The 26426-nt window shown below is 45.2% G+C and carries 24 protein-coding genes and 1 pseudogene; 9 read left to right on the plus strand and 16 right to left on the minus strand.

Translation table 11 applies throughout. The features are described from left to right. Nucleotide 1 precedes the first annotated feature (1 nt). The 4 genes from sufC to AB1F57_RS11660 all read right to left on the minus strand — a co-directional run bounded on the left by sufC (nt 2) and on the right by AB1F57_RS11660 (nt 3784). A complete protein-coding gene (sufC, locus tag AB1F57_RS11645) occupies nt 2–775 on the minus strand; it encodes a Fe-S cluster assembly ATPase SufC (RefSeq protein ID WP_105111544.1) in 774 nt (257 codons plus the stop codon). 168 nt (nt 776–943) lie between these two features. Continuing rightward, nucleotides 944–2125, minus strand: a complete 1182-nt coding sequence (locus AB1F57_RS11650; RefSeq protein WP_167785191.1) for an MraY family glycosyltransferase — start codon at nt 2123–2125, stop codon at nt 944–946. Beyond that, on the minus strand, nt 2122–2829 hold the full coding sequence (gene mecA, locus AB1F57_RS11655; RefSeq protein WP_167785190.1) for an adaptor protein MecA: 708 nt from the start codon (nt 2827–2829) through the stop codon (nt 2122–2124). Before mecA ends, AB1F57_RS11650 begins: the two co-directional genes overlap by 4 nt. A 118-nt stretch (nt 2830–2947) precedes the next feature. Beyond that, nucleotides 2948–3784, minus strand: a complete 837-nt coding sequence (locus tag AB1F57_RS11660) for an undecaprenyl-diphosphate phosphatase (protein ID WP_367985770.1) — start codon at nt 3782–3784, stop codon at nt 2948–2950. 292 nt (nt 3785–4076) lie between these two features. Between AB1F57_RS11660 and AB1F57_RS11665 the strand changes: the two genes are divergently transcribed. Beyond that, nucleotides 4077–5642 (plus strand): ABC transporter substrate-binding protein/permease, encoded by a 1566-nt coding sequence (locus tag AB1F57_RS11665; protein WP_170239360.1) that lies wholly within the window; start codon nt 4077–4079, stop codon nt 5640–5642. Continuing rightward, complete coding sequence (locus AB1F57_RS11670) at nt 5635–6375, plus strand: amino acid ABC transporter ATP-binding protein (RefSeq protein WP_105111539.1); 741 nt, start codon at nt 5635–5637, stop codon at nt 6373–6375. Before AB1F57_RS11665 ends, AB1F57_RS11670 begins: the two co-directional genes overlap by 8 nt. Before the next feature lie 349 nt (nt 6376–6724). Here AB1F57_RS11670 and AB1F57_RS11675 read toward each other — a convergent pair whose 3' ends face one another. The 6 genes from AB1F57_RS11675 to AB1F57_RS11700 all read right to left on the minus strand — a co-directional run bounded on the left by AB1F57_RS11675 (nt 6725) and on the right by AB1F57_RS11700 (nt 12950). After that, nucleotides 6725–6934 carry a hypothetical protein gene (locus tag AB1F57_RS11675; protein ID WP_024391394.1) on the minus strand — a complete coding sequence of 70 codons (210 nt, stop codon included), beginning with the start codon at nt 6932–6934 and terminating at the stop codon, nt 6725–6727. Between the two features lie 86 nt (nt 6935–7020). Further along, on the minus strand, nt 7021–7899 hold the full coding sequence (locus AB1F57_RS11680) for an SPFH domain-containing protein (RefSeq protein WP_105137729.1): 879 nt from the start codon (nt 7897–7899) through the stop codon (nt 7021–7023). Between the two features lie 40 nt (nt 7900–7939). Further along, the gene (gene ilvA, locus AB1F57_RS11685) at nt 7940–9190 is read right to left on the minus strand and encodes a threonine ammonia-lyase IlvA (RefSeq protein WP_105111537.1); all 1251 of its coding nucleotides are present in this window, start codon (nt 9188–9190) and stop codon (nt 7940–7942) included. Nucleotides 9191–9562: 372 nt separating this feature from the next. After that, nucleotides 9563–10585 carry a ketol-acid reductoisomerase gene (gene ilvC, locus AB1F57_RS11690; RefSeq protein ID WP_105111536.1) on the minus strand — a complete coding sequence of 341 codons (1023 nt, stop codon included), beginning with the start codon at nt 10583–10585 and terminating at the stop codon, nt 9563–9565. A gap of 192 nt (nt 10586–10777) precedes the next feature. Beyond that, the gene (gene ilvN, locus AB1F57_RS11695; protein ID WP_105137673.1) at nt 10778–11254 is read right to left on the minus strand and encodes an acetolactate synthase small subunit; all 477 of its coding nucleotides are present in this window, start codon (nt 11252–11254) and stop codon (nt 10778–10780) included. Continuing rightward, entirely contained in the window at nt 11247–12950 is a 1704-nt protein-coding gene (locus tag AB1F57_RS11700; protein ID WP_167785188.1) for an acetolactate synthase large subunit, read from the minus strand. The genes ilvN and AB1F57_RS11700 overlap by 8 nt, the downstream gene beginning before the upstream one ends. Before the next feature lie 221 nt (nt 12951–13171). On the opposite strand from AB1F57_RS11700, the gene AB1F57_RS11705 reads away from it, so the two are divergent. The 7 genes from AB1F57_RS11705 (at nt 13172) to AB1F57_RS11735 (ending at nt 20064) form a co-directional block, all read left to right on the plus strand. Next, nucleotides 13172–14224 (plus strand): glycosyltransferase, encoded by a 1053-nt coding sequence (locus AB1F57_RS11705; protein ID WP_367985771.1) that lies wholly within the window; start codon nt 13172–13174, stop codon nt 14222–14224. Beyond that, nucleotides 14211–15116, plus strand: a complete 906-nt coding sequence (locus tag AB1F57_RS11710) for a phosphodiester glycosidase family protein (protein ID WP_170239365.1) — start codon at nt 14211–14213, stop codon at nt 15114–15116. The genes AB1F57_RS11705 and AB1F57_RS11710 overlap by 14 nt, the downstream gene beginning before the upstream one ends. Further along, nucleotides 15097–15498: a hypothetical protein gene (locus AB1F57_RS11715; RefSeq protein ID WP_105137677.1), complete on the plus strand. Its 402-nt coding sequence runs from the start codon at nt 15097–15099 to the stop codon at nt 15496–15498. Before AB1F57_RS11710 ends, AB1F57_RS11715 begins: the two co-directional genes overlap by 20 nt. A 135-nt stretch (nt 15499–15633) precedes the next feature. After that, nucleotides 15634–17346, plus strand: coding sequence for a dihydroxy-acid dehydratase (gene ilvD, locus AB1F57_RS11720; RefSeq protein ID WP_174852613.1), 1713 nt, complete (start codon nt 15634–15636; stop codon nt 17344–17346). A 134-nt stretch (nt 17347–17480) separates the two neighbouring features. Next, nucleotides 17481–18224: a polyphosphate polymerase domain-containing protein gene (locus tag AB1F57_RS11725; RefSeq protein WP_174852614.1), complete on the plus strand. Its 744-nt coding sequence runs from the start codon at nt 17481–17483 to the stop codon at nt 18222–18224. Continuing rightward, on the plus strand, nt 18208–18879 hold the full coding sequence (locus AB1F57_RS11730) for a DUF4956 domain-containing protein (RefSeq protein WP_367985772.1): 672 nt from the start codon (nt 18208–18210) through the stop codon (nt 18877–18879). Before AB1F57_RS11725 ends, AB1F57_RS11730 begins: the two co-directional genes overlap by 17 nt. Before the next feature lie 21 nt (nt 18880–18900). Further along, the gene (locus AB1F57_RS11735) at nt 18901–20064 is read left to right on the plus strand and encodes a carbohydrate-binding domain-containing protein (protein ID WP_367986359.1); all 1164 of its coding nucleotides are present in this window, start codon (nt 18901–18903) and stop codon (nt 20062–20064) included. Nucleotides 20065–20683: 619 nt separating this feature from the next. Here the strand turns inward: AB1F57_RS11735 and AB1F57_RS11740 are convergent. From AB1F57_RS11740 to nagA, 6 genes and pseudogenes are all read right to left on the minus strand, one after another. After that, nucleotides 20684–21886 carry an IS110 family transposase gene (locus AB1F57_RS11740; RefSeq protein WP_367985527.1) on the minus strand — a complete coding sequence of 401 codons (1203 nt, stop codon included), beginning with the start codon at nt 21884–21886 and terminating at the stop codon, nt 20684–20686. 321 nt (nt 21887–22207) lie between these two features. After that, nucleotides 22208–22375 (minus strand): annotated as a pseudogene (locus tag AB1F57_RS11745) (alanine:cation symporter family protein); the annotation flags it as partial. A gap of 253 nt (nt 22376–22628) precedes the next feature. Further along, nucleotides 22629–22970, minus strand: a complete 342-nt coding sequence (locus tag AB1F57_RS11750) for a metal-sulfur cluster assembly factor (protein ID WP_105111524.1) — start codon at nt 22968–22970, stop codon at nt 22629–22631. Between the two features lie 81 nt (nt 22971–23051). Beyond that, nucleotides 23052–23501, minus strand: coding sequence for a pyridoxamine 5'-phosphate oxidase family protein (locus AB1F57_RS11755; RefSeq protein WP_167785179.1), 450 nt, complete (start codon nt 23499–23501; stop codon nt 23052–23054). A 643-nt stretch (nt 23502–24144) separates the two neighbouring features. Next, nucleotides 24145–25146: a tagatose-bisphosphate aldolase gene (lacD, locus tag AB1F57_RS11760; protein ID WP_174852617.1), complete on the minus strand. Its 1002-nt coding sequence runs from the start codon at nt 25144–25146 to the stop codon at nt 24145–24147. A gap of 103 nt (nt 25147–25249) precedes the next feature. Continuing rightward, nucleotides 25250–26398 (minus strand): N-acetylglucosamine-6-phosphate deacetylase, encoded by a 1149-nt coding sequence (gene nagA, locus AB1F57_RS11765; RefSeq protein WP_170239168.1) that lies wholly within the window; start codon nt 26396–26398, stop codon nt 25250–25252. Between the last annotated feature and the right edge of the window lie 28 nt (nt 26399–26426).

The raw sequence follows: 26426 nt of genomic DNA on the forward strand, positions 1-26426 counted from the left end.
CTTAAATGTCATCTTCTTTGTAGTCGATGCCAAGCTCAGCAGCTACCTTAACATAGCCTTCTTTTTCCAAGCGTTGCGCCAATTCAGGGCCGCCTGACAGGACGACACGACCTTCCATCATGACATGGACCACATCAGGAGTGATATAGTTAAGCAGGCGTTGGTAGTGGGTGATAATCATGGCACCAAAACCTTCGCCACGCATAGCGTTGATGCCTTTTGATACGACCTTGAGGGCGTCAATATCCAAACCTGAGTCAATTTCGTCCAGAAGGGCAAAAGTTGGCTCCAACATGAGCAATTGCAGGATTTCATTGCGTTTTTTCTCACCACCAGAGAAACCTTCGTTGAGGTAACGCTCAGCCATTTCCTCTTTCATATTGAGGAGCTCCATTTTCTCATCCAACTTGGTGATGAAGTCGCGGACGTTGATTTTGTCCTCGTCTTCCTTGCCAGCATTCATAGCTGCACGGAGGAATTCTGCATTGGTAATACCCGGAATTTCAGATGGGTACTGCATGGCCAAGAAAAGACCCATACGAGCGCGCTCATCCACTTCCAATTCCAAGATATTGACACCATCAAAGAGGACTTCCCCTTGCGTCACTTCGTAGCTTGGATTGCCCATGATGGCTGCTGAAAGGGTTGATTTACCGGTACCGTTTGGTCCCATGATGGCTGCAATTTCACCTGTTTTGAGGGTCAAATTTACACCCTTGAGGATTTCTTTGCCTTCAATTTCCACATGAAGGTCTTTGATTTCTAATACTGACATGGTATGCTCCTTTATTTTTCTGTCCTGTCCCTTATACATGCTGAGAAAAACTGCCCTAGCAGCCCCCCTTGACGCATTTAAAATCTCATTGTCTGGAAATTTTAATGAACAGTATCTATCCTAGTATATCAAAAAAAGAGCCAATCGGCTCTTTCCATGTTCCTAGACTTAATCTTTCTTCTGATTTCTCCGAATAATTCGTTTTTCTTTCCAGTCAGCCACCCGTTCCTGTCGATAACCACTGTTGCCAATAAAGCGCAGAAGATTGAGGAGGGGTGTTCGATTTTCACCGAAAATACCGATGAGTTCACAAAAGAGAACCAGGCCAAATCCTGCAGATAAAATCAACAATACACCGCCGACACGACTGGATACATTGAACAAGAGGGAAATCAATGAGAATAAAAAGGAAATCCCATAGATAACCAAGACTGTTCCCCGATGGGTCAAGCCCAGGGACAGGAGGCGATGGTGGAGATGCATCCGGTCTGCTTCATAAATTTTCTTGCCCGACAGGGTTCGACGAATAATGGCCACAACCGTATCTGTAATCGGTACTCCCAGAATAATCATAGGCGTCACAACAGCTACTGCGGTCGAATTTTTCAGACCTTGGAGGGACAAAACACCAATCATGAAGCCAATAAAGAGGGCTCCCGTATCACCAAGATAGATAATGGCCGGATTGTAATTATAGGGCAGAAACCCGACAATCGCGACAACCAAGACAAACAAGGTCAAGGTCAAATAAATCTCGCTTTCCACTAGGAAGAAATAGGAGACCAGGCCCATGGTAGTCAGCGAAATAATCGATACCCCTGAAACCAGCCCGTCCAAGCCGTCAATCAAATTGACCGCATTGGTAATGGCTACAATCCAGAGCACGGTGAGGAAAAAGGACAACCAGATCGGAAACTCAATATAGGGGCCACCGAAAGGCAATTTAAAAGCATCAAAATGAAAATCCGTGAAGAACCAAATGACCAGGGCCGCAGCTGTTATCCCAAGGAATTTAGGCAAAGGACTGAGCTCCTTGATATCATCCACTAACCCTGTCACCACCACCATACCACTTGCAAGAACAAGAGGAAGAACGTAGTCAAAATAGGTTCCCTTATAGCTCACATAGGTAACGATTTGCGGTAGAAAGAAGAGAACCGCAGCCGAAAAGGTGATAAAAATAGCTAGGCCACCAGCCGTTGGCATGGGTACCTTATTAATTCTGCGGGCATTTGGATGGTCCACCGCCCCAATTTTAAAAGCCAGAAAACGGATCAAAGGCGTCAGAATGACCGAGGTAATCAAGGTTCCAATCAGGATGAGGACATATTTCAAAGCAAAAGGCATCATGCAAGACTTACCTTCTTCAATTCCTCAACAGCGGCCAGAGACAACAAGACCTGGCCATGCTCCTGCAGAACAGGACGGGTCACGGTAGAGTCGTCCGTGTACTCCAACATTCTAGACAGGAGGTAATCTGGATAATCTGCGGAACGGTTACTCACATCCAAGAGGACAGTCATAAAGTAGTCATCGTTCATCTTGTAGAGCTCTGATTCTTCAAAATCCACATCGATGGCCTGGGCGAATTGAACCACTTCGTGCAAATGATCAAAGTGCAGAACGTAGTAGATATAGGGTTCTGCCTCTTCTTCAGCCTCTATATCTGCCAGACGCCGTACCGCATCCTTGTCATAGGCGCTCTTATCTTTCAGGTTTTTCTCCAAAGACTGAAGAAAATCCGCCGGCGTCATCTGACTGACCTCATCGAGATTGTCAAAGTCAGCCAAGTCCTCAAAGTTGATGTGCTTATCAATCTCTGACTTGGTTACAAAAATATCGACCTTGTCAGGCTTGGGCGTTACGCGAAAACTGAGCATGCCACTTTCTCGAAATGTCAGGGGCAACTCCAATTCATCTAAAACAGAATAAAAGAATTCCTCCGTCTTCTCATGAGGCATAAGAAAATCCGCAATCTCCATGCCTCTTTCTTCCAAATCATCTAATAGAATAGTGATTTTCAAGGTCGAATCACTAATTTGTTTTACTTTCATACTTACCTCATACATCTGCCTAGATTTTCCAACAAATAGGCCACATTCTCATACAAATCTCTCACCATTATACTAAATTGCCGTCGGAAAAACAAAAGAAAAGCAGGACAGCCTGCTTTTAGGAAATAAACTTCAAGAAAGAATAAACCAATAGAATGGCCCCCAGGATAATCCGATAGTAACCAAACACTGTAAAATCATGTTTCTTCACATAATCTGTCAGCATCTGGATGACAACGACAGAAACAAGATAGGCCGTTACCGATGCGACCAAGAGAATCAAGACCTGTTCAAAGTTGAGCGTATTGCCGTCGATAAAATATTTGACCGCCTTGAGCCCGCTATAGCCAAACATGGTGGGAATAGCCAAGAAGAAGGTAAAGTCGGCCGCCACCGAACGACTGGTCCCAAGAATAATGGCCCCCAAAATCGTCGCCCCAGAACGGCTAGTCCCTGGAATAATGGCCAAAACCTGGAAGAGACCGATAAACAGAGCCGTCTTATAAGGCAGGGACGCCAAGTCCGTCACTGTAGGCTGGACTCTCTTATTACGCTCTTCAATCCAGATAAAGGCAATACCATAGACAATCAAGGCAATGGCGATGGGCACCATAAAGTTGAAGTGGGCCTCAAACCAGCTATCAAAGGGCAGGGCCACCAAGATGGATGGAATACAAGCAATGACAACCTTGGCCCATAGCTGCCAGGTTAACTGAATCTCACGCTTGCTTTTGCCAGGCTGAAAAGGATTAAGGCGATTGAAATAGATGGTCATAACAGCCAAAATCGCCCCCAACTGGATAACAATGTTGAACATCTCCACAAAGCTATCCGACTGGTTGAACTTAATAAATTCCTGGACCAAAATCAAATGACCAGTAGAGGAAACTGGCAACCATTCCGTAATTCCTTCAACAATGCCTAAAAAAATGGCTTTCAATAATTCGATAAACATTGGATACTCCTTTTAATAACCTGCATTGACCAGCGAGTGATACCGTAGGAAAGAGATAACTTGCTCGCCAGGGACTTTTTTATAAAAGATACTTTTAATTTTTTAAAACCAATCATGCTCTAAATACTTTAGACATTATACCACGAAAGATGAGAGAAATAAAGAGCCAAATATAGTTTGATGCTATCGCTCAAAGAACATTTATACAATAATTGTGAATAAAAAAGCAATCGTATTGAAATTTTTCAGAATTTTTTATACAATGGTACAATACATTTTATAAGGAGATATTATGAAACATAAACTCAGTATTTTCCTGCTGACCCTGCTGGCTGTTTTTTCAGTCACTACAGGCGTTCGTGCAGATGAATACCTGCGTGTCGGGATGGAAGCTGCCTATGCACCTTTCAACTGGACCCAGGAAGACGACAGTAACGGTGCTGCTCCTATCGAAGGGACCAACCAATACGCTAACGGATACGACGTGCAAATCGCCAAAAAGATTGCAGAATCCATGGACAAGGAACTCTTGGTCGTCAAAACCAAGTGGGAAGGTCTGGTTCCAGCATTGACTTCTGGTAAGATTGACATGATCATCGCCGGGATGAGCCCAACAGAAGAGCGCAAGAAAGAAATCGCCTTTTCTGACAGCTACTACACTTCCACTCCGACATTGGTCGTTCGTGCAGATAGTCAATATGCAACAGCCAGCAAACTGGCTGACTTTGCAGGTGCAAAAATCACTGCGCAACAAGGTGTCTACCTCTACGACCTGATTGACCAGATCGAAGGCGCAAACAAGCAGACAGCCATGGGGGATTTCTCGCAAATTCGTCAGGCTCTGGAGGCTGGTATTATTGATGCCTACGTGTCTGAGCGTCCGGAAGGCCGTACCGCTGAGGCTGCTAATAAGGCTTTCAAGATGGTCGAGCTTTCAGAAGGTTTTGAAACCAATGCCGAGGACGTGACCATTGCAGTCGGTATGCGTAAGGATGATGCACGAATTGCACAGGTCAACCAAGTCCTTGCGACCATTTCTGAAGACGACCAAGTTGCATTGATGGACAATATGATTGAAAATCAGCCGGTCGAAGAAGCAACCGACGCGCAACCAAGCTTCTTTACACAGGTCTGGAACATCATCGTCAACAACTGGCAACAACTCCTACGCGGAACTGGTATGACCCTCTTGATTTCCATCTTGGGTACCATCATCGGTACGCTGATTGGTCTTTTGATTGGTGTTTTCCGCACTGCTCCAAAAGCTGAAAACAAGGTCGCTGCTATGGGACAAAAAGTTCTCGGTTGGCTGATTAATATCTACATCGAGGTATTCCGTGGTACCCCAATGATTGTACAATCTATGGTTATCTACTACGGTACCGCCCAGGCCTTTGGGCTTAACCTAGACCGCACTCTGGCAGCTATTTTCATCGTTTCTATCAACACTGGTGCCTACATGAGTGAGATTGTCCGCGGTGGTATCTTCGCTGTTGACAAGGGGCAATTTGAAGCAGCAACTGCGCTTGGATTTACCCACAACCAAACCATGCGTAAGATTGTCTTGCCACAGGTTATCCGCAACATTCTCCCAGCTACTGGTAACGAATTTGTCATCAATATCAAGGATACATCTGTCCTCAACGTTATCTCTGTGGTTGAGCTTTATTTTTCAGGAAATACTGTCGCGACCCAGACTTACCAATATTTCCAAACCTTTACTGTGATTGCCATTATCTACTTCATCTTGACCTTCACTGTAACCCGCATCCTGCGTTCTGTTGAAAAACGTTTCGATATGGACAATTACACGACAGGTGCCAACCAAATGCAAATAGAGGAGGTTCCACATGTCTAATACCATCCTGGAAATCAAGAATCTGAAAAAATCCTACGGTCAAAACCAAGTCCTCAAGGACATTTCAGTAACCGTTGAAAAAGGCGAGGTTATCTCCATTATCGGCTCTTCCGGTTCTGGAAAATCAACCTTCCTCCGTTCTATCAACCTTTTGGAAACACCGACGGAAGGCACCATCCTCTACCACGGTCAAGACGTTTTGGCCAAGGGCTATGACCTGACCACCTACCGTGAGAAATTAGGCATGGTTTTCCAATCCTTTAATCTCTTCAACAACCTCAATGTTTTGGAAAATGCTATCGTGGCCCAAACGACCGTTCTCAAACGTGACCGCGCTGAAGCAGAGAAAATTGCCAAAGCCAACCTCAACAAGGTCGGCATGACTGAGCAATACTGGGCCGCTAAACCAAGCCAGCTCTCTGGTGGACAAAAGCAACGGGTAGCCATTGCACGCGCCCTGTCAGTCGATCCAGAAGTTATTCTCTTCGACGAACCAACTTCTGCCCTTGACCCAGAAATGGTGGGTGAAGTTCTCAAAACCATGAAAGAATTGGCCGAGTCTGGCTTGACCATGGTCATCGTGACCCACGAAATGGAATTTGCCCGCGACGTTTCAGACCGTGTCATCTTCATGGACAAGGGCGTCATCGCCGAAGAAGGCACACCTCAACAAATCTTCGAAAATCCAAAAGAAGAACGAACCAAAGAATTCTTGAAACGTTTCCTCGGTTAAACCTTTATACCAGCTCTAGCTGGTATTTTTTTTTGGGCTCTATACACTTCAAAAGCAAACCAGGCCCCTGTTGCCACAGTATGAAGCCTGGGAGTCACTGCCTTCAGGGCACATCTTGTTGACCCACTTTTTCCATCCTACTCTACTCCTCCGATTGCGGTATTATACTCAACTAAAATCAAAAAGAAAAGGCGCTAGGACTGAGGCAACAGTTCTAGCACCTAAACTTTAAAAATTTCAATAACAGTATAGTACAGGTGGTGATTTTTTGCGCTTTTTTACTGCTTTTCAAATAAAAAAGAGAGGCATAGACCTCTCTCCCTTGTTTGTCTAGGTAAGTTTACCTAGATTAGTTTTCAAATTTTTTATGGTTTTTGTCGTAAAAATCAATCAAGCCCAAAGCTGTCGCGAATGAGATGTTGTCGATTTTTGCACGTCCTTGTGCAAGAGCGATAACTGACATTTCACGAGCGTTGGTCTCTTTACTGATACGGTAACCAGTGATTTTCTTTTCACGTACCCAGTTTACAACTGCGGCAACTTTTTCGTAACTAGTCATGAGAAACCCCTTTCCTTTTTATTCGTGCAATTAAGTATAATACAGCTATGCTCATTTTGTCAAGTAAAGTATTCGGTTTTTACCAATTATTTGACAGAAAGAGCTGACAATATTTGAGTGCGAATGTCTTCAACACCCTCCGGATTGCCCGGTAAGAAGATTGTATTATTACCTCCTTGTGCAAAATTATTTAAGGTATCCAAGTATTGGTTGGTCAACAAGATAGACATAATCTGCTCTTCTGACATACTGACGTTGGAATCTTTCAATTCACGGATAGAATCTGCCAAGCCGTCAACAATAGCCTTACGCTGTTGGGCAATACCCACACCGTGCAGGCGGTCTTTTTCAGCTTCTGCCTCTGCAGCAGTGACAATTTTTATCTTGTCTGCCTCTGCCAATTCTTGTGCCGCAACCCGTTTCCGCTGGGCTGCGTTGATTTCGTTCATGGATTGCTTGACCTCTGCATCTGGCTCAACCTTGGTAATCAGGGTCTTGACAATGACGTAGCCGTAGGTGGACATCTCTTCTGCCACCTGCTTCTGCACTTCCAGGGCGATCTCATCTTTTTTCTCAAACAATTCATCCAGAGTCAATTTAGGCACAGATGAGCGCAGGGCATCCTCAATATAGGACTTGATTTGAGCCTCTGGGTGCATGAGCTTGTAGTAGGCATCTGTGACGTTATTTTCATTGACCCGGTATTGGGTCGCCACATTCATAGTCACAAATACGTTATCCTGGGTCTTTGTCTCAACCACGATTTCACTTTGCAACATCCGAAGCTGAATACGAGCTGCAATGACATCCACACCGAAAGGAATTTTAAAGTTAATCCCTGAGGTAGACGTTTTTTGGTACTTACCAAACCGCTCGACAATAGCCACCGTCTGCTGCTTGACCACATAGAGGCCAGAAATAATCAAAATCAAGACCAGAAGCAGGACGAATAAGAGAGTAAACATAAACAATATAGGTGCCATAATAACCTCCTAAGCTAGCATCTTACACCAACATTTTATAGAGTGAATCATTTTCGTGCAAATTGATATATTGTGGGTCAAAATCTTCCAAGCGCTGAATAAAGTCCGCATAGTCATTCTTATCGCCCAAAGCAATCCCGATGAGAACTGGACCTGTTCCCTTATTGGCCCGCTTGATATACTCAAACCGTGTAATGTCATCATTCGGTCCGAGAATATGGTTTACAAATTCGCGCAGGGCACCCGGCCGTTGGGGGAAATTGACGACGAAATAATGCTTGATTCCCTCGTAAATCAGAGCTCGCTCTTCCATTTCTGGCATGCGGTTGATGTCATTGTTACCACCTGAAATGATACAACAGATGGTCTGCCCCTTGATTTGGTCCTTGACAACCTCAAGTGCAGCAATTGTCGCAGCACCAGCCGGTTCAGCGACAATTCCCAATTTAGAATAGAGGTCCAGAATGGTTTCTGAAATCCACCCCTCATCAACACCAATCAGCTTATCTACATGTTTACGAGCAACTTCGTAGGTGCTTGCACCGACCTTTTGAACAGCAATTCCGTCCGCAAACTTGTCAATTTCAGCCAGCTTAACAGGTCTTCCCTTATCAAAAGCAGCCTTCATCGAACGTGCTCCGCTAGCCTCAACACCTACAATCTTGATGCCTGGTGCCTGTTCCTTCAAATAAGCCGAAACACCTGCAATCAGACCACCACCACCAACGGGAACCAAAATCTGATCAAAATCAATCGATTGTTCCTGGGCCTCGTCCAAGATTTCGTAGGCAACAGTCCCCTGACCTGCCTGAACATTATCATCATCAAAGGGATCGATGAAGGTTTTTCCACTTTCCTGGGTATAGTCTTGAGCAGCCTGAGCCGATTCATCAAAAGTATCACCCACCAAGCGAATGTCCACAAATTCCCCACCAAAGAACTTGACCTGACCGATCTTCTGCTGCGGCGTTGTAATGGGCATGAAAATTGTAGCAGGAATCTGCATTTCCTGGCAGGTATAGGCTACTCCCTGGGCATGGTTGCCCGCTGAAGCACAGACAACCCCTCGCTCTTTTTCCGCATCCGTCAATTGGGAAATAGCGTAATAAGCCCCTCGAATCTTGAAGGAACGGACCCGCTGCTCGTTTTCCCGTTTGATATAAATATCGGCTCCATAACGCTCTGACAGGTAACGATTATAATCTAGCGGTGTCTTAACCACCACATTTTTGAGAACAGAATAGGCCTGCTCGATATTCTTTGCTGAAATCATATTGCACTTATTTCTTTCTATTATAAATATTGTACCAAAAATCCTGAAATAAACATAGGATTTATAATCAAAATTCACAAATATTTTTTATTTTTTCAGAATGGTCAAAAGAGCTGGCAAGCCAGCTCTTTACTATTCTTTGAACAGAATCCCGAAACTTCTAATTCAAGTAGAGTTACCTAACTCTACGATTTCGAGATTGAGCTTCAACAGTTTGGGGAACTGTTGAAGGTTGGAGATAGGGTTTGTCGGTAGACAAACTTCCCCTGTCCTCGCTTTCTAGTTTCTAAGCGAGGGCTAGAATAGCCTATCCGTAGGCTAACCTCGCTCTCTTGTTGTCAAGCTCGGGTTAAAATAGTCCCCCGGACTATTTTAATTATAAATCTTAAACGCATCGTCGTCGTTGCGGCCTACGAATGGCATTGCTTTACGGAGTTCTGCACCGACTTTTTCGATTTCAAGGTTTTCAGCTTCTTTACGGAAGGCTTCCATTTGTGGGCGACCAGCCTTGTAGTCGTTGACGAAGTCGTTAGCAAATTTACCAGACTGGATGTCTGCCAATACAGCTTTCATGTTTTCTTTAACTTGGTCAGTAATCACGCGTGGACCTGATACGTAGTCACCGTATTCAGCAGTGTTTGAGATAGACTGACGCATTTTCTTGAAACCACCCTCGTAAACAAGGTCAACGATGAGTTTCATTTCGTGCAATACTTCAAAGTAAGCCAATTCTGGTGCATAGCCAGCTTCAGTCAAGACTTCAAAACCTGCTTGCATAAGAGCTGTCAAACCACCGCAGAGCACTGCTTGCTCACCAAACAAGTCTTCTTCTGTTTCTTCTTTAAAGGTTGTTTCCAAAAGTCCAACACGGGCTGAACCAACACCTTTTGCCCAGTCCATAGCGATGTGTTTAGCATTACCAGTAGCGTCTTGATAGACAGCGTAAAGAGCTGGCACACCGAAGCCTTCTTCAAAGGTACGGCGAACCAAGTGACCTGGTCCTTTCGGTGCACACATGAAGACATCCACATCTGCTGGTACCTTGATAAATTCAAAATGAACGTTGAAACCGTGGGCAAAACCAAGGGCATTTCCCGCTTCCAAGTTTGGAGCGATTTCTTCATTGTAAAGGTCTGCTTGGATTTCGTCTGGAGCCAAAATCATGATAACATCAGCTTGTTTAGCTGCTTCAGCTACCTCAAAGGTCTCAAAACCGTCTTCTTTAGCCTTGTCAAATGACTTACCAGCACGCACGCCGATGATAACATCGTGCCCTGTATCACGCAAGTTTTGCGCATGGGCATGGCCCTGTGAACCATAACCGATAACGGCGATACGTTTACCGTCAAGTGCTGGAACTGTTACATCTTTTTCATATTGCATTGCTACTGCCATTTGTTAATCTCTTTTCTATTTTTTTATTTATAAATTCGGATGTTCAAAGATAATGAACATTCTGTAATTTTGTCTATCATGTGCATCCTTAGTTGCTCAACTTTCTTTTAATTCTAGGCAGTGAGGCGAAGGCTATACTGAGGTATGCCAAGCCGAGCTAACGACGAAGTAAAAGACAAGTGAGTGACTAGGTTAGTCACGACTGAAACCAGTCGCCCCCGTCCTTGCAATATTCTTAATCCCATAGGGCTGAATAACGCGCAGGAGGGCTTCAATTTTATCGCCATCACCAGTCATTTGAATGGTGATAGAGTGGGGTGCTACGTCAACGACGCTGGCACGGAAGGGTTGGATAATGGCCAAGATTTCTGCCCGTTTAGCAGGCGGAGCGACAATCTTGACAAGGAGAACTTCCCGTTCCAAATGCGGAATATCAGTAATATCTCGCACACGGACCACATCAATCAAGCGATTGAGCTGTTTGATGATTTGCTCCACTTCGTCCATGGTCGCAACATCAACGATGACCGTTACCCGAGAAATACCTGCAACTTCAGTCGGGCCGACTGAAATGGATTCAATATTGATTTGGCGCCGGGATAGGACACCTGTAAAGCGGTTGAGGACACCTGAAGAATTTCGTAATTTTGCTGTTAACATTCTACGCATTGAACTTCACCCCCAACATTTCCGCATTGCTCTTGCCGGCCGGTACCATTGGTACCACATGTTCAGCTTTGGAGATATGGACCTCGATCAGCATTGGTTTGTTTTCCAAGATGACCTTCATATCTTCTGCCAAGGTCGCCGGATTGTCAAAACTGTAATGGCTGATACCATAGGCTTCCGCTAGGAGCTGGAAGTTTGGCTCTGCATCAAAGACTGACTGACTGCGACGTTCTTCATAGAAGGATTCTTGCCACTGACGAACCATACCCAGGGAATGGTTATTAATCAAGACAACCTTGATGGGCACACCATAGCCATTGAGGATAGCCAATTCCTGGTTGGTCATCTGGAAACCACCGTCACCGACAAAGACTACAACTTCCTTGTCTGGATTGGCTAGTTTAGCGCCGATTGCTGCTGGAATTCCGAATCCCATAGTCCCCATGCCGCCCGAAGTAATCAGCTGGCGCTGGTGCTTGTAAGGATAGAATTGAGCCGCCCACATCTGGTGTTGTCCCACATCTGTCACGATGATAGCATCGCCATTTGTCAATTGACCAATCAGCTCGATAGCTGCTTGTGGCTTGATAAAGTTGGCATCTTCCTCATACCAGAAAGGTGCTCGACGCTTGTTGTTAAAGACCTGCTCCGTCCAGTCAGCATAGTCTGTCTCAACGGTTTCGCATTTCAACAGGGCTTGTAAAGTCGCTTTGGCATCTCCGACTACTGGAATTGCTGTCTTCATGACCTTGCCAATCTCTGCTGGGTCAATGTCCACGTGCGCAATAGTCGCATTAGGCGCATAGGTTGTCGGATTTCCCGTCAGGCGATCATCAAAGCGGGCACCGATGTTGATAATATAATCCGCATCATTCATGGCCATATTGGCTGAGTAAGTTCCGTGCATGCCACCCATAGCTAGGGCTAATTCGTGTTCAATCGGCATGGCTCCTAACCCAAGCAGGGTTGAAACAACAGGCAAGCGGTATTTCTCTGCAAAAGCAATCAATTCTTCCTGGGCTTCTGCATAGTTAACCCCACCACCAGCCAAAATCACTGGCTTTTTGGCCCGACTGAGCTGCTGGAGAATTTTCTTGACCTGCAAACCATTTGGCTCTACCGTTGGTTGGTAGCTTGGCAAATGAACCGTCGGATCGTGATAGGCTTCAACAATTCTTTCCTGGATATCCTTTGGCACATCTATGACTACTGGACCTGGACGGCCTGTGGTCGCAATATGATAGGCTTCTGTAATCACTCGAGGAATATCTGCTGTGTCCCGAATTTGGTAATTGTATTTGGTGATCGGCATGGTCATACCAATGACATCGGCCTCCTGGAAGGCATCCTTACCGATACCGCGCGTCGCAACCTGTCCTGTGAAGACCAGAAGAGGCACGCTGTCGCCCATGGCATCCGCTATCCCTGTAATGGCATTAGTTGCCCCTGGTCCAGATGTGACGATGGCTACGCCCACCTTTCCTGATGATTTGGCATAGCCTTCCGCCTCGTGGACCGCTCCTTGTTCGTGACGAGCCAAGACGTGCTGAATCCCCTCGTATTGATAGATAGCATCATATAAGGGGAGGACTGCCCCACCTGGATAGCCAAAGACCAGGTCCACACCCAATTGATGCAAGCTATCTAAGATTAAATAGGAACCTGAACGCGGTTGATCTAATTGGATTTCTTGCACATGTATTCCTCCTCTCTGCAATGTTGTATCTACTATCATAACACATGGAACTTAAATGTCAAGGAATATTCTGAAAATTCCTACATTTGTTCGTTTTCCTTATTTCAAGCCGAAATCTTAAACCAAACTTAAGTCAAATCAAGATGTAGGTTATTTTCAGATTTCTTTCAGAAAACTCCTCTATAGTGGGTGTATAGCAAAAAACGAAACGAGGTATTCCCATGTATTATGTCATCATCCCCGCCTATCAGCCAGATCAGAAATTACTGGAGCTATTGAACGCTTTAAAGCATCGGCTCAATTGCAAGATTATTGTAGTTAACGACGGAAGCACTGAAGCTTCGAAAGCCATCATCGAGCAAGCTAGTTCCTACGCAACCGTTCTTCACCACGAGCGTAATTTAGGAAAAGGGCAGGCCTTAAAAACTGCTTTTCAATATATTCAAGAACGTGACTCCAATTCTGTCATCTTAACAGCTGATGCGGACGGCCAGCACTCCGTCAACGATATGGATAGAGTGGCCCGGGCTGCTATGAATTTGCCCAATCACTTGGTTCTGGGAGTCCGTCAATTTAGCAATGATGTGCCTTTCCGCAGTCGTTTTGGTAATAAGCTGACCCGTCTGCTCTTCCGACTTCAAACTGGTGTCAAGGTTAGCGATACCCAGACTGGTCTACGCGCCTTTCATTCCAAGCTCCTGCCCTTTATGCTGAAAATCGAAGGCCAACGTTATGAGTACGAAATGAATATGCTGACTCAAGCTAGCCAAGCGTTCCCCATTACCGAGGTTCCCATTCAGACCATTTATATAGATGATAATGCTAGCTCGCATTTCCGACCTATCAAGGACGGCTTACTCATCTACAAAAACCTCTTCAAATTTGCCCTGGCCTCACTGGGCGGCTTTCTGGTAGACTACGGTGCCTATGCCCTGCTTATCGCAAGTTTGACTGCTCTGCCCTCGGGTATTCATATCCTCATTGCCAATGGCTTGGCTCGTGTTATCAGCTCTCTATCCAATTATTACCTCAATAAAAAGTTGGTCTTTCAAAGCGAGCAGAGCGTCCAAACTACTAGCCTCGGTTATTTGACCCTAGCTTTGGCCCTCTTCATCTGCGACACCTCTCTGATTTATATTTTCTACCAACTGTTTGGCTTGAATCTTTATTTGGTGAAAATCACAGTTGGCCTCTCCCTCTTTTTCTTCTCTTGGTATATTCAAAAACATATTATTTTCAATGAAAGGAACTCATTTTCCCATGAAATGGCTTAAAAAACCCTTTGCCTACGCCTCCGTCTTTGGTCTCCTTTTGACCAGCGGATTTACCTACTCCATGCTCAAGACCTTTGTCCTGTCAGAAACCATTGCGACAGTCGCCAGTAGTAATACGACTACGACATCATCCACAGCGGCACCAACTTCAGCCGACGTGACAGAAAATAGCTACTCAGATGATAATATTCAAATCCAGCTCCAAACCATAAGCAAAGATAACACGACGGTGTACGTGGCAGATATTCAGGTCAGCTCGCCAGAATACCTGCAAACTGCCTTGGCGCAAAATACCTACGGAACCAATGTAACGGCCAAAACTTCTGAAACTGCAGCAGCCAACAATGCCATTTTAGCAGTCAACGGCGATTATTACGGAGCGAATGCGACCGGCTATGTAATCAAAAATGGAACCGTCTACCGAGATACTGTCCGAGACAATGCCTCCTACGGAGATTTGGCTATCTATGCTGACGGTTCATTTGGTATCGTCTATGAAGATGAGATTTCCGCTCAGGAATTGGTGGACCAGGGTGTTGTCAACTTATTAGCCTTCGGACCTTCCTTGGTCGAAAACGGAGAAATCGTCGTCGATACTTCCACAGAAGTCGGTCGTGCAATGGCCTACAACCCTCGCACAGCTATTGGTATCATTGATGAAAATCACTATATCATCGTGGTGGCAGACGGACGAACTTCTGAAAGTGAGGGTCTCTCCCTCTATCAACTGGCACAAGTGATGCAGGAATATGGTGCCAAAACCGCCTACAACCTGGACGGTGGCGGATCTTCTACCCTCTATTTCAACGGTCAAGTCATCAATCAGCCTACAACAAATGGCAACACTATCTCAGAAAGGGCGGTGAGCGATATTGTTTACATCGGTTACTAAATCTAGTCGTACTTCGCGCACACTGATCAGCTACCTGACCGGCAGCATCTTCCTCTTCATATTTAGCAGAATCTATCAAGCATTGGGCTACGGAGAAGTCTCCTTCTTTATGAACTATCTCTTCTGCATCCCTCTGATTGGCGGCATTTTGCTCACGGGGCTGCTCCTATTCAAGCCAAGTCTATCGCGAACGGCCTACAACCTCTGGAATTCCGGCATTGCGACTATCACGGCTGGCTTTCTGCTCCGTGGCATTATCAATCTCTCAGGTCGTTCGACCTCTTTGGACCAACCTTATTGGTATATAGGTGCTGGCTTTCTAGCTCTGGCCTTGCTTCATCTATTCATTTTTGAAGAAAAAAAACAAAAAATATCAACCTAAAACAAGTGGGAAACCTCTTGTTTTTTTGAAGCGCTAAATGAACAAATTGTCAGAAATTTCACATTATTTATCAAATGACTAACTCTATGCGGGAAAACTATGGTATAATAGAAAAAATTCAAGAGGAGAAGAGATATGACTGAACAATCAAATACAAAAAACCTCCGTCATCGTAGTTCTGTTTACGATTCTATGGTTAAATCGCCCAACCGTGCTATGTTACGTGCCACAGGCATGACCGACGATAGCTTTGAAAAACCGATCGTTGGGGTTATTTCGACTTGGGCTGAAAATACACCCTGTAACATCCACCTGCATGATTTTGGGAAATTAGCCAAAGAAGGTGTTAAGGACGCCGGTGCTTGGCCTGTACAGTATGGAACCATTACGGTAGCAGATGGAATTGCCATGGGAACGCCGGGGATGCGCTATTCATTGACCTCTCGCGATATCATAGCAGATTCTATCGAAGCTGCTATGGGAGGGCACAACGTGGATGCCTTTGTCGCTATCGGAGGCTGTGATAAGAACATGCCGGGTTCCATGATTGCCATCGCCAATATGGATATTCCTGCTATCTTCGCCTACGGCGGAACCATTGCGCCAGGTAATCTGGACGGCAAGGACATTGACCTGGTTTCAGTGTTTGAAGGAATCGGAAAATGGAACAACGGCGATATGACCGAAGAAGATGTCCGTCGCTTGGAGTGTAATGCCTGCCCTGGACCTGGTGGATGTGGTGGTATGTACACAGCCAATACCATGGCCTCTGCCATTGAAGTCTTAGGTATGTCTATCCCAGGCTCATCTTCACATCCTGCCGAATCTCCTGAGAAAAAAGCGGATATCGAAGAAGCCGGACGTGCGGTTGTCCGCATGCTAGAACTTGGCATCAAACCATCTGACATTATGACTCGTGAAGCCTTTGAAGATGCCATTACAGTCACCATGGCGCTCGGGGGGTCAACCAATGCCACTCTCCACTTGCTGGCCATGGCCCATGCTGCCAACGTTGACTTGACCTTGGAAGATTTCAATGATTTCCAAGAGAAAGTACCTCACTTGGCTGACCTGAAACCATCAGGAAAATACGTCTTCCAAGACCTCTACAATGTCGGCGGTGTACCAGCAGTTATGAAATACTTGCTGAAAAATGGCTTCCTGCATGGCGATCGTATCACCTGTACAGGAAAAACCGTTGCGGAAAACTTGGAAAATTTTGCAGACTTGACTCCAGGTCAAGATGTCATCATGCCACTTGAAAATCCAAAACGTGCAGATGGCCCACTCATCATCCTCAAAGGTAACCTTGCTCCTGAAGGTGCCGTAGCCAAGGTTTCTGGTGTGAAAGTCCGCAGCCATACAGGTCCAGCCAAAGTCTTTGATTCTGAAGAAGAAGCTATCGAAGCAGTCTTGACTGACGAAATTGTAGACGGCGATGTAGTCGTTGTCCGCTATGTTGGACCAAAAGGCGGTCCGGGAATGCCTGAAATGCTGTCGCTTTCATCTATGATTGTCGGTAAGGGACAGGGTGACAAGGTTGCCCTCTTGACAGACGGTCGTTTCTCCGGCGGTACCTATGGTCTGGTTGTCGGCCACATCGCTCCTGAAGCCCAGGATGGAGGACCAATTGCCTACCTCCGCACTGGAGATTTGGTGACCGTTGACCAAGATACTAAAGAAATCACCATGCACGTTTCTGACCAAGAAATCGAAGAACGCAAGAAAACGACGATCATTCCTCCACTTTACTCTCGTGGTGTTCTCGGCAAATACGCCCACACCGTGTCTTCTGCCTCCAAAGGAGCTGTTACAGATTTCTGGAAAGTCGACCGTTCAGGAAAATAACCTATTTACTCCATTTTTCCCCCTATCCTCGTGATGGGGGATTTTTTTGCTCCTCAAAACAGAACTTTAAGTTTGGTTTAATATTTGACCTTTATACTTAGAAACATAAACAGTCCATTAGAAAGAGGTCTTACATGAAAACCACTATCAGCCAAAAACAATTCAAACGTAAGGAAACTAAATACATCCTCAGTAAAGCGACCTGGAGACTCTTCCTCCGCGATGCCCAGCCCCATCTCCTTGCAGATGACTACGCTCATTCAACCATTACCAGCATTTATTTTGATAATGAGGATTTTGACATGGTCCAGGATGCCTTAGCCAAAAAGCATCAGCGTGAAAAGGTTCGGATTCGGATCTACGATGCCCAGCCTCATGCCAACAGCACCGCCTTTTTGGAAATCAAGAAAAAAATCGATGGCATTGGTTACAAGTACCGACTGGAATCAACACCGCACATTATTCAATATTTCCTCCGTACAGGTTTGCGCGACAGCAGCCTACCAGACCAACCTGTCTGCCAAGAAATTCAATCGCTTCGGAAACGGTATGGCAATCTCTATCCGAAAATTCTCATTCGCTATGAACGCCAGTCCTTCAAGGGGCTAGAGGATCCAAAACTCCGCTTGACCATTGACCAAAACGTTATCTATTCAGACAAACATCCGGCGCTTAAATCAGCTGCAAAAGAAAAGGTCCTGCTGGACCCTGACCTAATGATTATGGAAATCAAAGCAGCTGAGACGATTCCAGATTGGCTATCCGCGCTCCTTGAAAAGCACGCCATTGAGAGAAAATCCTTCTCCAAATACGGAACGGCTTACCGCCTCGCGACTAGCCCAGAAAAGGAGTTGATAGCCTATGCACCTATTCGATAGTATCTTATCTACCACCAGCTCCATCGCCCTGCAAATCAGTTTAATTATGGGGATCAGCTTGGTGCTGGGTTATCTACTGGCAATGACCTACAAGCACAAATCCAGCTACAGCAAGGAATTTGTCATAACTTTGACCCTGATGCCAACCCTGATTGCCTTTATCATCTTCTTGGTCAACGGCAGTCTGGGGACTAGCTTAGCAGTCGCTGGGACCTTTAGTCTCATTCGCTTCCGCTCTGCCTCTGGCTCTTCCAAAGAAATGCTGGCAGTCCTACTGGCTATGGCCATCGGATTAGCAACAGGAACCGGTTATCTGGGACTGGCCAGCCTCCTGACGCTCGTCATCTGCGGCGCCATGCTCTTCTTTGAAACGGTGAATTTTGGTCAAACCGATCACAGGAGACGACACATTCTCCTAACTGTTCCCTTGGATTTTGATTACCATCATTTTTTCAAGAAGGTCTTCAAAGCAGCTTGTAAGGAGGAAGAAATCCTATCCATTAGCTACAAAAAGAAAAAACAGGCTCTGGTCCTCGAATATTCACTGGTTCTGGAGCTAAGCATTTCAGACCAAGTCTTGACAGAAACCATTGTAAACGCCCAACCACTCAACTTTATTGTCAATAAACAGACACCGAAAAAGAAATATTTATAAAGAAAGAAGGAAATCATTATGATGAAAACTAAGACGAAAAAACTACTCACCTCTGGCATTGCCCTCCTCACTATCGCAACGTTAGCTGCTTGTTCTTCTGCCCAAGGACAGACCCAAACCAACAAGACGATTGCCAACAGCCAAGTAACGACGACCAATTCAAGCACGAGTAACACCGCAAGCACTTCTAGCATTGATTGGTCGTCACTCCCTAGTCAAGAAGTTACCTTGTCTGACGAGGGCTTGACCATCACTGAAGGCGGAACCTATATTCTAAGCGGTTCGACGACAAAAGGTGTAACCATTGACACTCAGGAAAATGTGCGTTTGATTTTGGCTGGAGCTACCATTTCTAGCACAGATACCGCAGCTATCAATGTCCTATCTGCTGATAATCTTGAAATTAACTTGCAAGATGGCACCGAAAATACTGTCTCAGACACTAGCACTCATTCCGATGCAGATATTGAAGGGGCCATTCATTCGGAGTCGGATTTAGTTATCACTGGCAATGGTAAACTGACCGTTGAAGGCAATTTCCAAGACGGGATTGTCTCTACCGATGACCTGACCATTGAGTCTGGATCTATCACCGTAAACTCTCAAGATGATGGTATTCGTGGTAAGGATTCATTGACCATCGCAGGCGGTACTATTGATGTGACAGCAGGTGGCGATGGTATCAAGGCGACAAACGACGAGGATACTACGAAAGGAAATACTACTATCACGGGCGGAACCATCACTGTCACTGCAGGTGACGACGGTATCAAAGCCGAATCTGCCTTGACCATTGAAGATGGTTCGATTAAAGTAACTGAGTCAACCGAGGCCTTGGAAGGAAGCAATATCACTATCAATGGTGGAACCTTGGATGTTTATGGTTCTGATGATGCCATCAATGCCGCAAGCGATACAGCTACTGATATCTTCATCAAGGTCACCGGAGGCGATTTGACCGTTGCAGTCGGAAATGGCAATACGGATGCCTTTGATTCCAATGGCGATTTGATCATTTCTGGTGGCACCATTGACATAACTGCTCCTACATCAGCCTTTGACTTTGACGGTTCCGTCTCCTTTACAGGCGGTGACGTCACGGTCAACGGTGAGAAACAAACTGACATTGTCCAAACCGGTCCCGGCGCAAGGGGCGGCGCACCTGCAGGTCGCGGTGGATGGTAATCGAGTAGGGACTGGTCAAAAAAGCCTAGCACCACTTTTCAGAGTTCGTGTCAACATCTCAGCGCAGTGGTTGATTGGGTTTAACAGTCCAGTGGACTGTTAAAGGTTGGAGATAAGATTTGCACAGCAAATCTCATCAGTTCGTATTTTACACTCCAAATCTAACCTCTACGACTGATGCGAACAGAGTTCGCTTCATCTCCAACCTCAAACTGTCACTACTCTGACTTAACGACTGATGCGAACTTTGTTCGCTATATCTCCAGCCTCCAAAGGTTCCCCGAACCTTTGGAGCTATGCGGGGGCGGGAGTTTAAAAGGTCTGGGAGACCTTTTAAAGTGGGAGATATAAGCTGACGGCAGTCAGCTCACATAAATTGAAGTCTGGGGATAGACTGTTTCAGCTCAACAACTAGAAATAAAGACTTGTTGATGAACTCTTTTTCTACCATTTGTCAAGTCCATCAAGGTATTTGACGAAAAATATTTTGAGTTCAATAGTCAAAATAAGGAAATTGTTTTCTTTTGGACTAAAGTTTAGTGAAAAAAGTGTATACAAAACCAACACCTTATGTTGAAATTTTTTGATAAGGTGTTACAATGATAGAGCATAAACAGTTTTATCGATTTTGGGTTGAAGCGTAATCGTAAAGTTTGTTATGCATAATGAGGTAATACATTGTCCGAATGAGTCGATGTATGGAGGCAATCGTGTGTGGCTTGGTTGAAGTCGTTTGCGATTGTCTTTTTCGTTTCTCATAAAAGTCTGCGATATGGCAAGGATTAGTGTGACTAGCTGAAGCGATATTGTGAATGCACTTGAACAGAATCTTTCTAGCGTAGGGATTGCCACGCTTGGTAATGTGCTCCTTAGCGAGGAAGCTTCCAGATTCATAGTGTCTTAGGTCAATACCGATAAAGGCATTGATTTGATTGGCAGACTGAAAACGGCGAATATCTCCCAGTTCGCCAATAATACTTGTTGCAGTCGTCTCAGCGATACCAGGAATAGAAAGCAGAATCTCATATTCTGGTAATGGCTGAGCTAGTTCCACCATTTCGTCTAAGACAGTTTGTCTCTGTTCAGAAAGTCTAAGCAATTCTTTTGCATAGTAACGCACCTCTTCCATGATCGGAGAGGTTTTCTTAACGGCACAATAAGATTGATTAGCTAGTGCTGTCAGCTTCTCAACTAAGTAAGCCACACGCTTGTCAGAAATCCGTTTTGAAGTGGACAGACGGATGCTCTTTGAGAGTTCATCCTTGCTTAACTCAAGCACGAAGTCCTTGCAAGGAAAAGCTATAACTAAGTTCCAGTATTGTTCCCCAGTTGGTGTTGACAAGATAGTTTCCAATTCAGGGAAAGTGACCTGTAAGACCTTGTGCAGGCGGTTTTTAGCTCGAACGATGTCCTCAGTTAAGTTCTGATAGAATCGACTGAGATCCCGCAAGTTTTGGTAGACTTCTTCTTGGACATACGTCGATTTACGATTCAGTACAAACTGAGATTGAGCTAGTTTTTCGGCGTCAATTTGATCTGTTTTTCTCACACGCAAGCTATCCAGTTGCTTCTTGGCTTCTAAGGGATTGAGTCGTGTATAAGCGTAGCTATGTTCATCCAGAAAAGCTTGAAGACGACGAGAATAGACGCCTGTTGCTTCAAAGATGATTTCTGGCTTGTGGACGGTTTTCAAATCGCCAAGTAGCCGAGAAAAGCCAATGGCATCATTGGACATGGTGTAGTTATGAACCTTCTCGCCGTTGACTAGAATGGCTACTTCTGAACTTACCTTACTCACGTCAATCCCAAATACTACTCGCATGATATTACCTCTTTGTCTTGAATGATTCCTTGTTTTAGTGATGTCATTTTCAATACTCGACGTCTGGCGTCCCACATACTTTGATAACATTCTTTCTAAAACAGGTGCCTTGCCAGTTTTTGATGCGACGTCTAGCGTCAAAAGAGTTCTCGACTTAACAAGACACCTCTACTTTATCATAAAGAAAAAGTAGTGAGTACTTTCTCCCGTCGGAGATTTCCTCACTACTAATCTTAGTATGTTTTATCTCGGTCGAGTAATTTCCCACTCCCAATCGAGATTATTGACCTCGATTAACAAGTAGTCGTATTATACCATCCATTACAATTTTTTATCTTTTGAAAAATACTGCCGTGTTTCCTTGATAATAACTGGTGATAAGGCTAGTAAAGCAATTAAGTTTGGTAAGCCCATGAGACCATTGACAATATCTACAATCATCCAAATCAAATCCAACTTCAGGAAACCACCGAAAGCTACCATCAATACCTTGTTATTGGACAGTTACAAAAGGCTATATTAGAAAATAATAACAAAAGTAAGTCTTTGTATCACGTTTCTGTTCGTAGTGCCACGATTTCGCTATCCCTTCCTCTGACTGTCTTGGTTTCCAGCGTCAGACTTGGGAGTCGCTATTGGGTTCACCGGTAGCGGGTGCCCACAGAGGACTTCCACCTCAGATGTACGACATGCCCGTCGTACAAAGAAAAGTTGAAGACACTCCATCTTCAACTTTTTTCCTTTATCTCGGGCTAATCCCCAGTGTAATGCGTCCCAAACGGCTGATACGGGTCATTTTCCAGGCCGGTGACCAAACGATTTCCACCTGGGCATCTTCGATTCCGTCAATGGTTTTTAGGGCCGCAATCAATTCACCCGGCATGGTATCTGCACAGGAGCAACCTGCATCCGTGAAGGTCATGATGACCTTGCATAGACCAGCCTCATCCACAGTGATTTCATAGACCAAACCAAGATTGTAGATGTCCAATTCAATTTCCGGATCATAAATGGTTTCCAAAACAGCAATTAGCTGCTCAGACAGCACCTCGGCTCTCTCGTTGAGTTTAATATCCTCTCTCACAAGTCTTCCCCCATTGTTTAGATAGTATAACTGTTATTCTACCACAATTTTAAGAAATCTACACCTCTTGGCTAGTTTAGTTTACAAGGTCCGAATGGTGCCAGATGCACCCTTACCAATTGAAAAGACATACTTATGTCCCTGGGTCAAACTATGGTAAAAGCCTTTCCCCTCATACAATTGAAAGACCTGCATGTCATTGCTATCCTCATCCTTGTAAACATGCTGGTAATAAGGATTGTCCGCAAAAATGGTCTTCAAATAATCATTTTCCACCGGACGAACCAAGCCTTCAATCCGCACGACCTGAAGCAGATAACCATCTTCTGACATGGCTGTCAAAGCGATACGCGGATCCCCCATTAATTGCTTATAAAAATGAGTTTCGGGACTGGTCATGAAGAAAATCCCCTCCTCAGTGGCCGCTGTGATATGAATGTGACGGGCATGCGGATTTCCATCTTGATCCAAGCTCGCAAAAACCCCCAACTTCATCTCTTCCAACAATTGCATGACTTCTTTTAGTTCCATGATGACACCTCTTGAAAACGGATTCTATACCTTGATTATAGCAAAAAATAGATTTATTGTTAAGCCTAACTTAGTGATCCTATCGAGATTTTTAGAGCTTTCAACCACTTAAAAAGGGAATGGGCTCAACTCGACAAAGCTAAAAAGAGTTCGTCAACAAGTCTTTATTTCTTTTTGTTGACCTAAAACGATCTATCCCCAGACTTCAATTTATGTGAGCTGACTGCCGTCAGCTTATATCTCCCACTTTAAAAGGTCTGGGAGACCTTTTAAACTCCCGCCCCCGCATAGCTCCAAAGGTTCGGGGAACCTTTGGAGGCTGGAGATATAGCGAACTCTGTTCTCATCAGTCGTTAAGTCAGAGTAGTGACTGTTGGAGGTTGGAGATAAGGCGAACATTGTTCGCATCAGAAAGGTTTGGGAAACCTTTGGAGGTTGGAAATTGAACGAACGGAGTTCGTATCATTCGTTAGGATAGGTTTGGAGCGTTAAACGCGAAGTGCTGAGGATTGTTTCACAATCCCAATTTCCCACCTTTCTCAGTTCCCCAAATTGTGAAAGCCAATCAACCCTGCGCTAAGATGTTAACACGAACTAAAAAAAGAGAGCCTAGGCTTGAACCCAGGCTCTTAGTAATTCACGATTATTTCACTTCTACTTTTTCTGTCCAAGGACGGGCTGTTGTAGCTAGAACTCCATTGAGTTCTTCCACGTTACGACGACCTTGGTCTGCCAACCATGCCTTAGCAGCCTCTTCACCTTCTTTGGCAAAGATTGCCACAGCATCTTTCCAAGTTGCACGTCCGCAGAGAACACCGTTGAAGTCTGAACCTGCCTCTTTGGCAAAAACAAGCGTTTCTTGGAAGAGTTTTGCAGATACACCCGCACTGAGGTAGATATATGGCAAATGCGTGCTTTCAGACTGCTCTTTGAAGTAGGCTTTTGCTTCTTCTGCAGTGTAGACTGGCTCTTCTGTTGTGTAGCCTTCCACAAAGTTCATGTTGACAGGTACTTCCACCTTGAGAACGTCAGCGTTATAGCGCGCCTTACTGAATTCACGCATAGCGCCGTTGACCTTGTGCGGTTTGAGGGCAGCATATTCGCGAGAAGTCACGTCCATATCGCTTGCATCGTAAGTCAAGATTTCCACGAAGTAAGGAATATCTTCTGCCAAACACTCGCTACCGATGCGTTCAACCCAAGCGTGTTTGATGTCGTTGATTTCTGGCTTGTCATCCACATCATAGTAGAGCAAGATTTTCACGGCATCTGCGCCCAATTCCTTGATCCGTTTCGCTGACCAGTTTGGCAATAAATCTGGCAAACGACCCGGAGTTGAGGCATCATAACCAGTTTTTTCATAGGCAGCGATAAAGCCACAGTCCGCATGGCGCAATTCTGACGCAGGTACACCAAATTCTGCATCCAAAAGGATAGAGCTGGCATAAGGTGTCAGGTCACTTGAAATCACTTTTTTGAAATCAATCAAAATATCGTCGCCGAATTCACCACCACCAGCAGCTGCCGCCAAAAGGCGTTTCAAAGCACCGCGTTGGTCAATAGCAAGAGCCGCAATGACTTGATCACTGTTTGACAAACGTGTCATATGATCAAACTTAGCTTGCGAAAGTTGTAGTTTTGTCATTAGAATCCTCCTTAGGAAAATGAGATAAACAGAGTTAAGTAGGCTAGCCTAGTGCCTAACAAGTTAATAACAAAGCAATAAAAGATAAACGAAATGACGAAATTTAGCCGAAGCGCTTCACACCGTCCAGATAGGTTGCTTTGAGCTGACCTTGATCATCCACGACAATGAAATCTGCTGCGCGACCTGGAGCGATTTGACCGCAGACATGGTCAATGTTGACAGACCGTGCTGGGGCAAGAGAGGCCATTCTCAAGGCATCAGGCAAGCTGACCAAGCCCCACTCGACCACATTTTGCACCGCTTGGATAAGCTCCAAGATAGAACCAGCCAAGCTACCGCTGTCTTTGAGGCGAGCTGTGCCGTCTTTGACCACGACTTCAAATTCACCCAGACGAGACTCGCCCTCGCCCATACCACCTGCCCGCATACAGTCCGTAATCAAGACCGTTTCCCGCGCTCCTCTGGCTTTGACAACAATTTCAGCTGCTGCAGGGTGGACATGATGGCCGTCACAGATCATTTCTGCGTAGACATCTTTGAGACTAAGCGCAGCGCCCACCATACCCGGTTCACGATGATGAAGACCGCTCATCCCGTTGTAGACATGGACAAAGATATTGGCACCTGCATCAACTGCTGCCTGCGCTTGTGCAAAAGTCGCATCCGAATGCGCCAGCGCTGTATGGATTTGCTTGCTGTTGGCAAATTCGATAAATTCCTTAACGCCCTCGCGCTCTGGTGCAATGGCAATCTTATTGACCAAGCCATTGGAAAGACTGTACCACTTGTCCAATTTCTCAATCGAAGGGTCGCTCATATATTTTGGATTTTGGGCACCCTTGTATTTTTCAGTGAAAAATGGCCCTTCGAGGAAGATTCCTTGAATTTTCGCACCGGTCTCCTCACCAGCATGTTGACCAATGGTTTCACAGACCGCATCCAAATTTTCAACCGAATCCGTCAAGGTCGTTGGCAGCCATGAGGTCACACCGCAAGCCAGCAGACCTTCTGAAATGGTCTTAATCCCCTCAAAGTCATTGTCCATGACATCGTGAGAAGCGTAGCCGTGAATATGCGTATCGACCAATCCCGGTGCAAGGTGATAAGCTGAATGGTCAATGATTTGACCGCCCGTCGGCTCTTCTGTCAAGATTTGACCGAACTGACCGTTTTCTGTAATTTCTAAGTAAGCATTTTCTATTTCTTGTTCAGCAAGAATAATTGATTTTGCTTTAATATAGGTTGGCATGCTATTCCTCCTATTAAACTGGTTATAT

Origin of the sequence: Streptococcus nasisuis, from assembly GCF_040836615.1 — a bacterium.
GTDB lineage: Bacteria > Bacillota > Bacilli > Lactobacillales > Streptococcaceae > Streptococcus > Streptococcus suis_V.

Excerpts from the sequence above, each read along its gene's own strand:
- sufC (WP_105111544.1), bottom strand. The coding sequence starts at position 775 with ATGTCAGTATTAGAAATCAAAGACCTTCATGTGGAAATTGAAGGCAAA.
- AB1F57_RS11650 (WP_167785191.1), bottom strand. The coding sequence starts at position 2,125 with ATGATGCCTTTTGCTTTGAAATATGTCCTCATCCTGATTGGAACCTTG.
- mecA (WP_167785190.1), bottom strand. The coding sequence starts at position 2,829 with ATGAAAGTAAAACAAATTAGTGATTCGACCTTGAAAATCACTATTCTA.
- AB1F57_RS11660 (WP_367985770.1), bottom strand. The coding sequence starts at position 3,784 with ATGTTTATCGAATTATTGAAAGCCATTTTTTTAGGCATTGTTGAAGGA.
- AB1F57_RS11665 (WP_170239360.1), top strand. The coding sequence starts at position 4,077 with ATGAAACATAAACTCAGTATTTTCCTGCTGACCCTGCTGGCTGTTTTT.
- AB1F57_RS11670 (WP_105111539.1), top strand. The coding sequence starts at position 5,635 with ATGTCTAATACCATCCTGGAAATCAAGAATCTGAAAAAATCCTACGGT.
- AB1F57_RS11675 (WP_024391394.1), bottom strand. The coding sequence starts at position 6,934 with ATGACTAGTTACGAAAAAGTTGCCGCAGTTGTAAACTGGGTACGTGAA.
- AB1F57_RS11680 (WP_105137729.1), bottom strand. The coding sequence starts at position 7,899 with ATGTTTACTCTCTTATTCGTCCTGCTTCTGGTCTTGATTTTGATTATT.
- ilvA (WP_105111537.1), bottom strand. The coding sequence starts at position 9,190 with ATGATTTCAGCAAAGAATATCGAGCAGGCCTATTCTGTTCTCAAAAAT.
- ilvC (WP_105111536.1), bottom strand. The coding sequence starts at position 10,585 with ATGGCAGTAGCAATGCAATATGAAAAAGATGTAACAGTTCCAGCACTT.
- ilvN (WP_105137673.1), bottom strand. The coding sequence starts at position 11,254 with ATGCGTAGAATGTTAACAGCAAAATTACGAAATTCTTCAGGTGTCCTC.
- AB1F57_RS11705 (WP_367985771.1), top strand. The coding sequence starts at position 13,172 with ATGTATTATGTCATCATCCCCGCCTATCAGCCAGATCAGAAATTACTG.
- AB1F57_RS11710 (WP_170239365.1), top strand. The coding sequence starts at position 14,211 with ATGAAATGGCTTAAAAAACCCTTTGCCTACGCCTCCGTCTTTGGTCTC.
- ilvD (WP_174852613.1), top strand. The coding sequence starts at position 15,634 with ATGACTGAACAATCAAATACAAAAAACCTCCGTCATCGTAGTTCTGTT.
- AB1F57_RS11725 (WP_174852614.1), top strand. The coding sequence starts at position 17,481 with ATGAAAACCACTATCAGCCAAAAACAATTCAAACGTAAGGAAACTAAA.
- AB1F57_RS11730 (WP_367985772.1), top strand. The coding sequence starts at position 18,208 with ATGCACCTATTCGATAGTATCTTATCTACCACCAGCTCCATCGCCCTG.
- AB1F57_RS11735 (WP_367986359.1), top strand. The coding sequence starts at position 18,901 with ATGAAAACTAAGACGAAAAAACTACTCACCTCTGGCATTGCCCTCCTC.
- AB1F57_RS11740 (WP_367985527.1), bottom strand. The coding sequence starts at position 21,886 with ATGCGAGTAGTATTTGGGATTGACGTGAGTAAGGTAAGTTCAGAAGTA.
- AB1F57_RS11755 (WP_167785179.1), bottom strand. The coding sequence starts at position 23,501 with ATGGAACTAAAAGAAGTCATGCAATTGTTGGAAGAGATGAAGTTGGGG.
- lacD (WP_174852617.1), bottom strand. The coding sequence starts at position 25,146 with ATGACAAAACTACAACTTTCGCAAGCTAAGTTTGATCATATGACACGT.
- nagA (WP_170239168.1), bottom strand. The coding sequence starts at position 26,398 with ATGCCAACCTATATTAAAGCAAAATCAATTATTCTTGCTGAACAAGAA.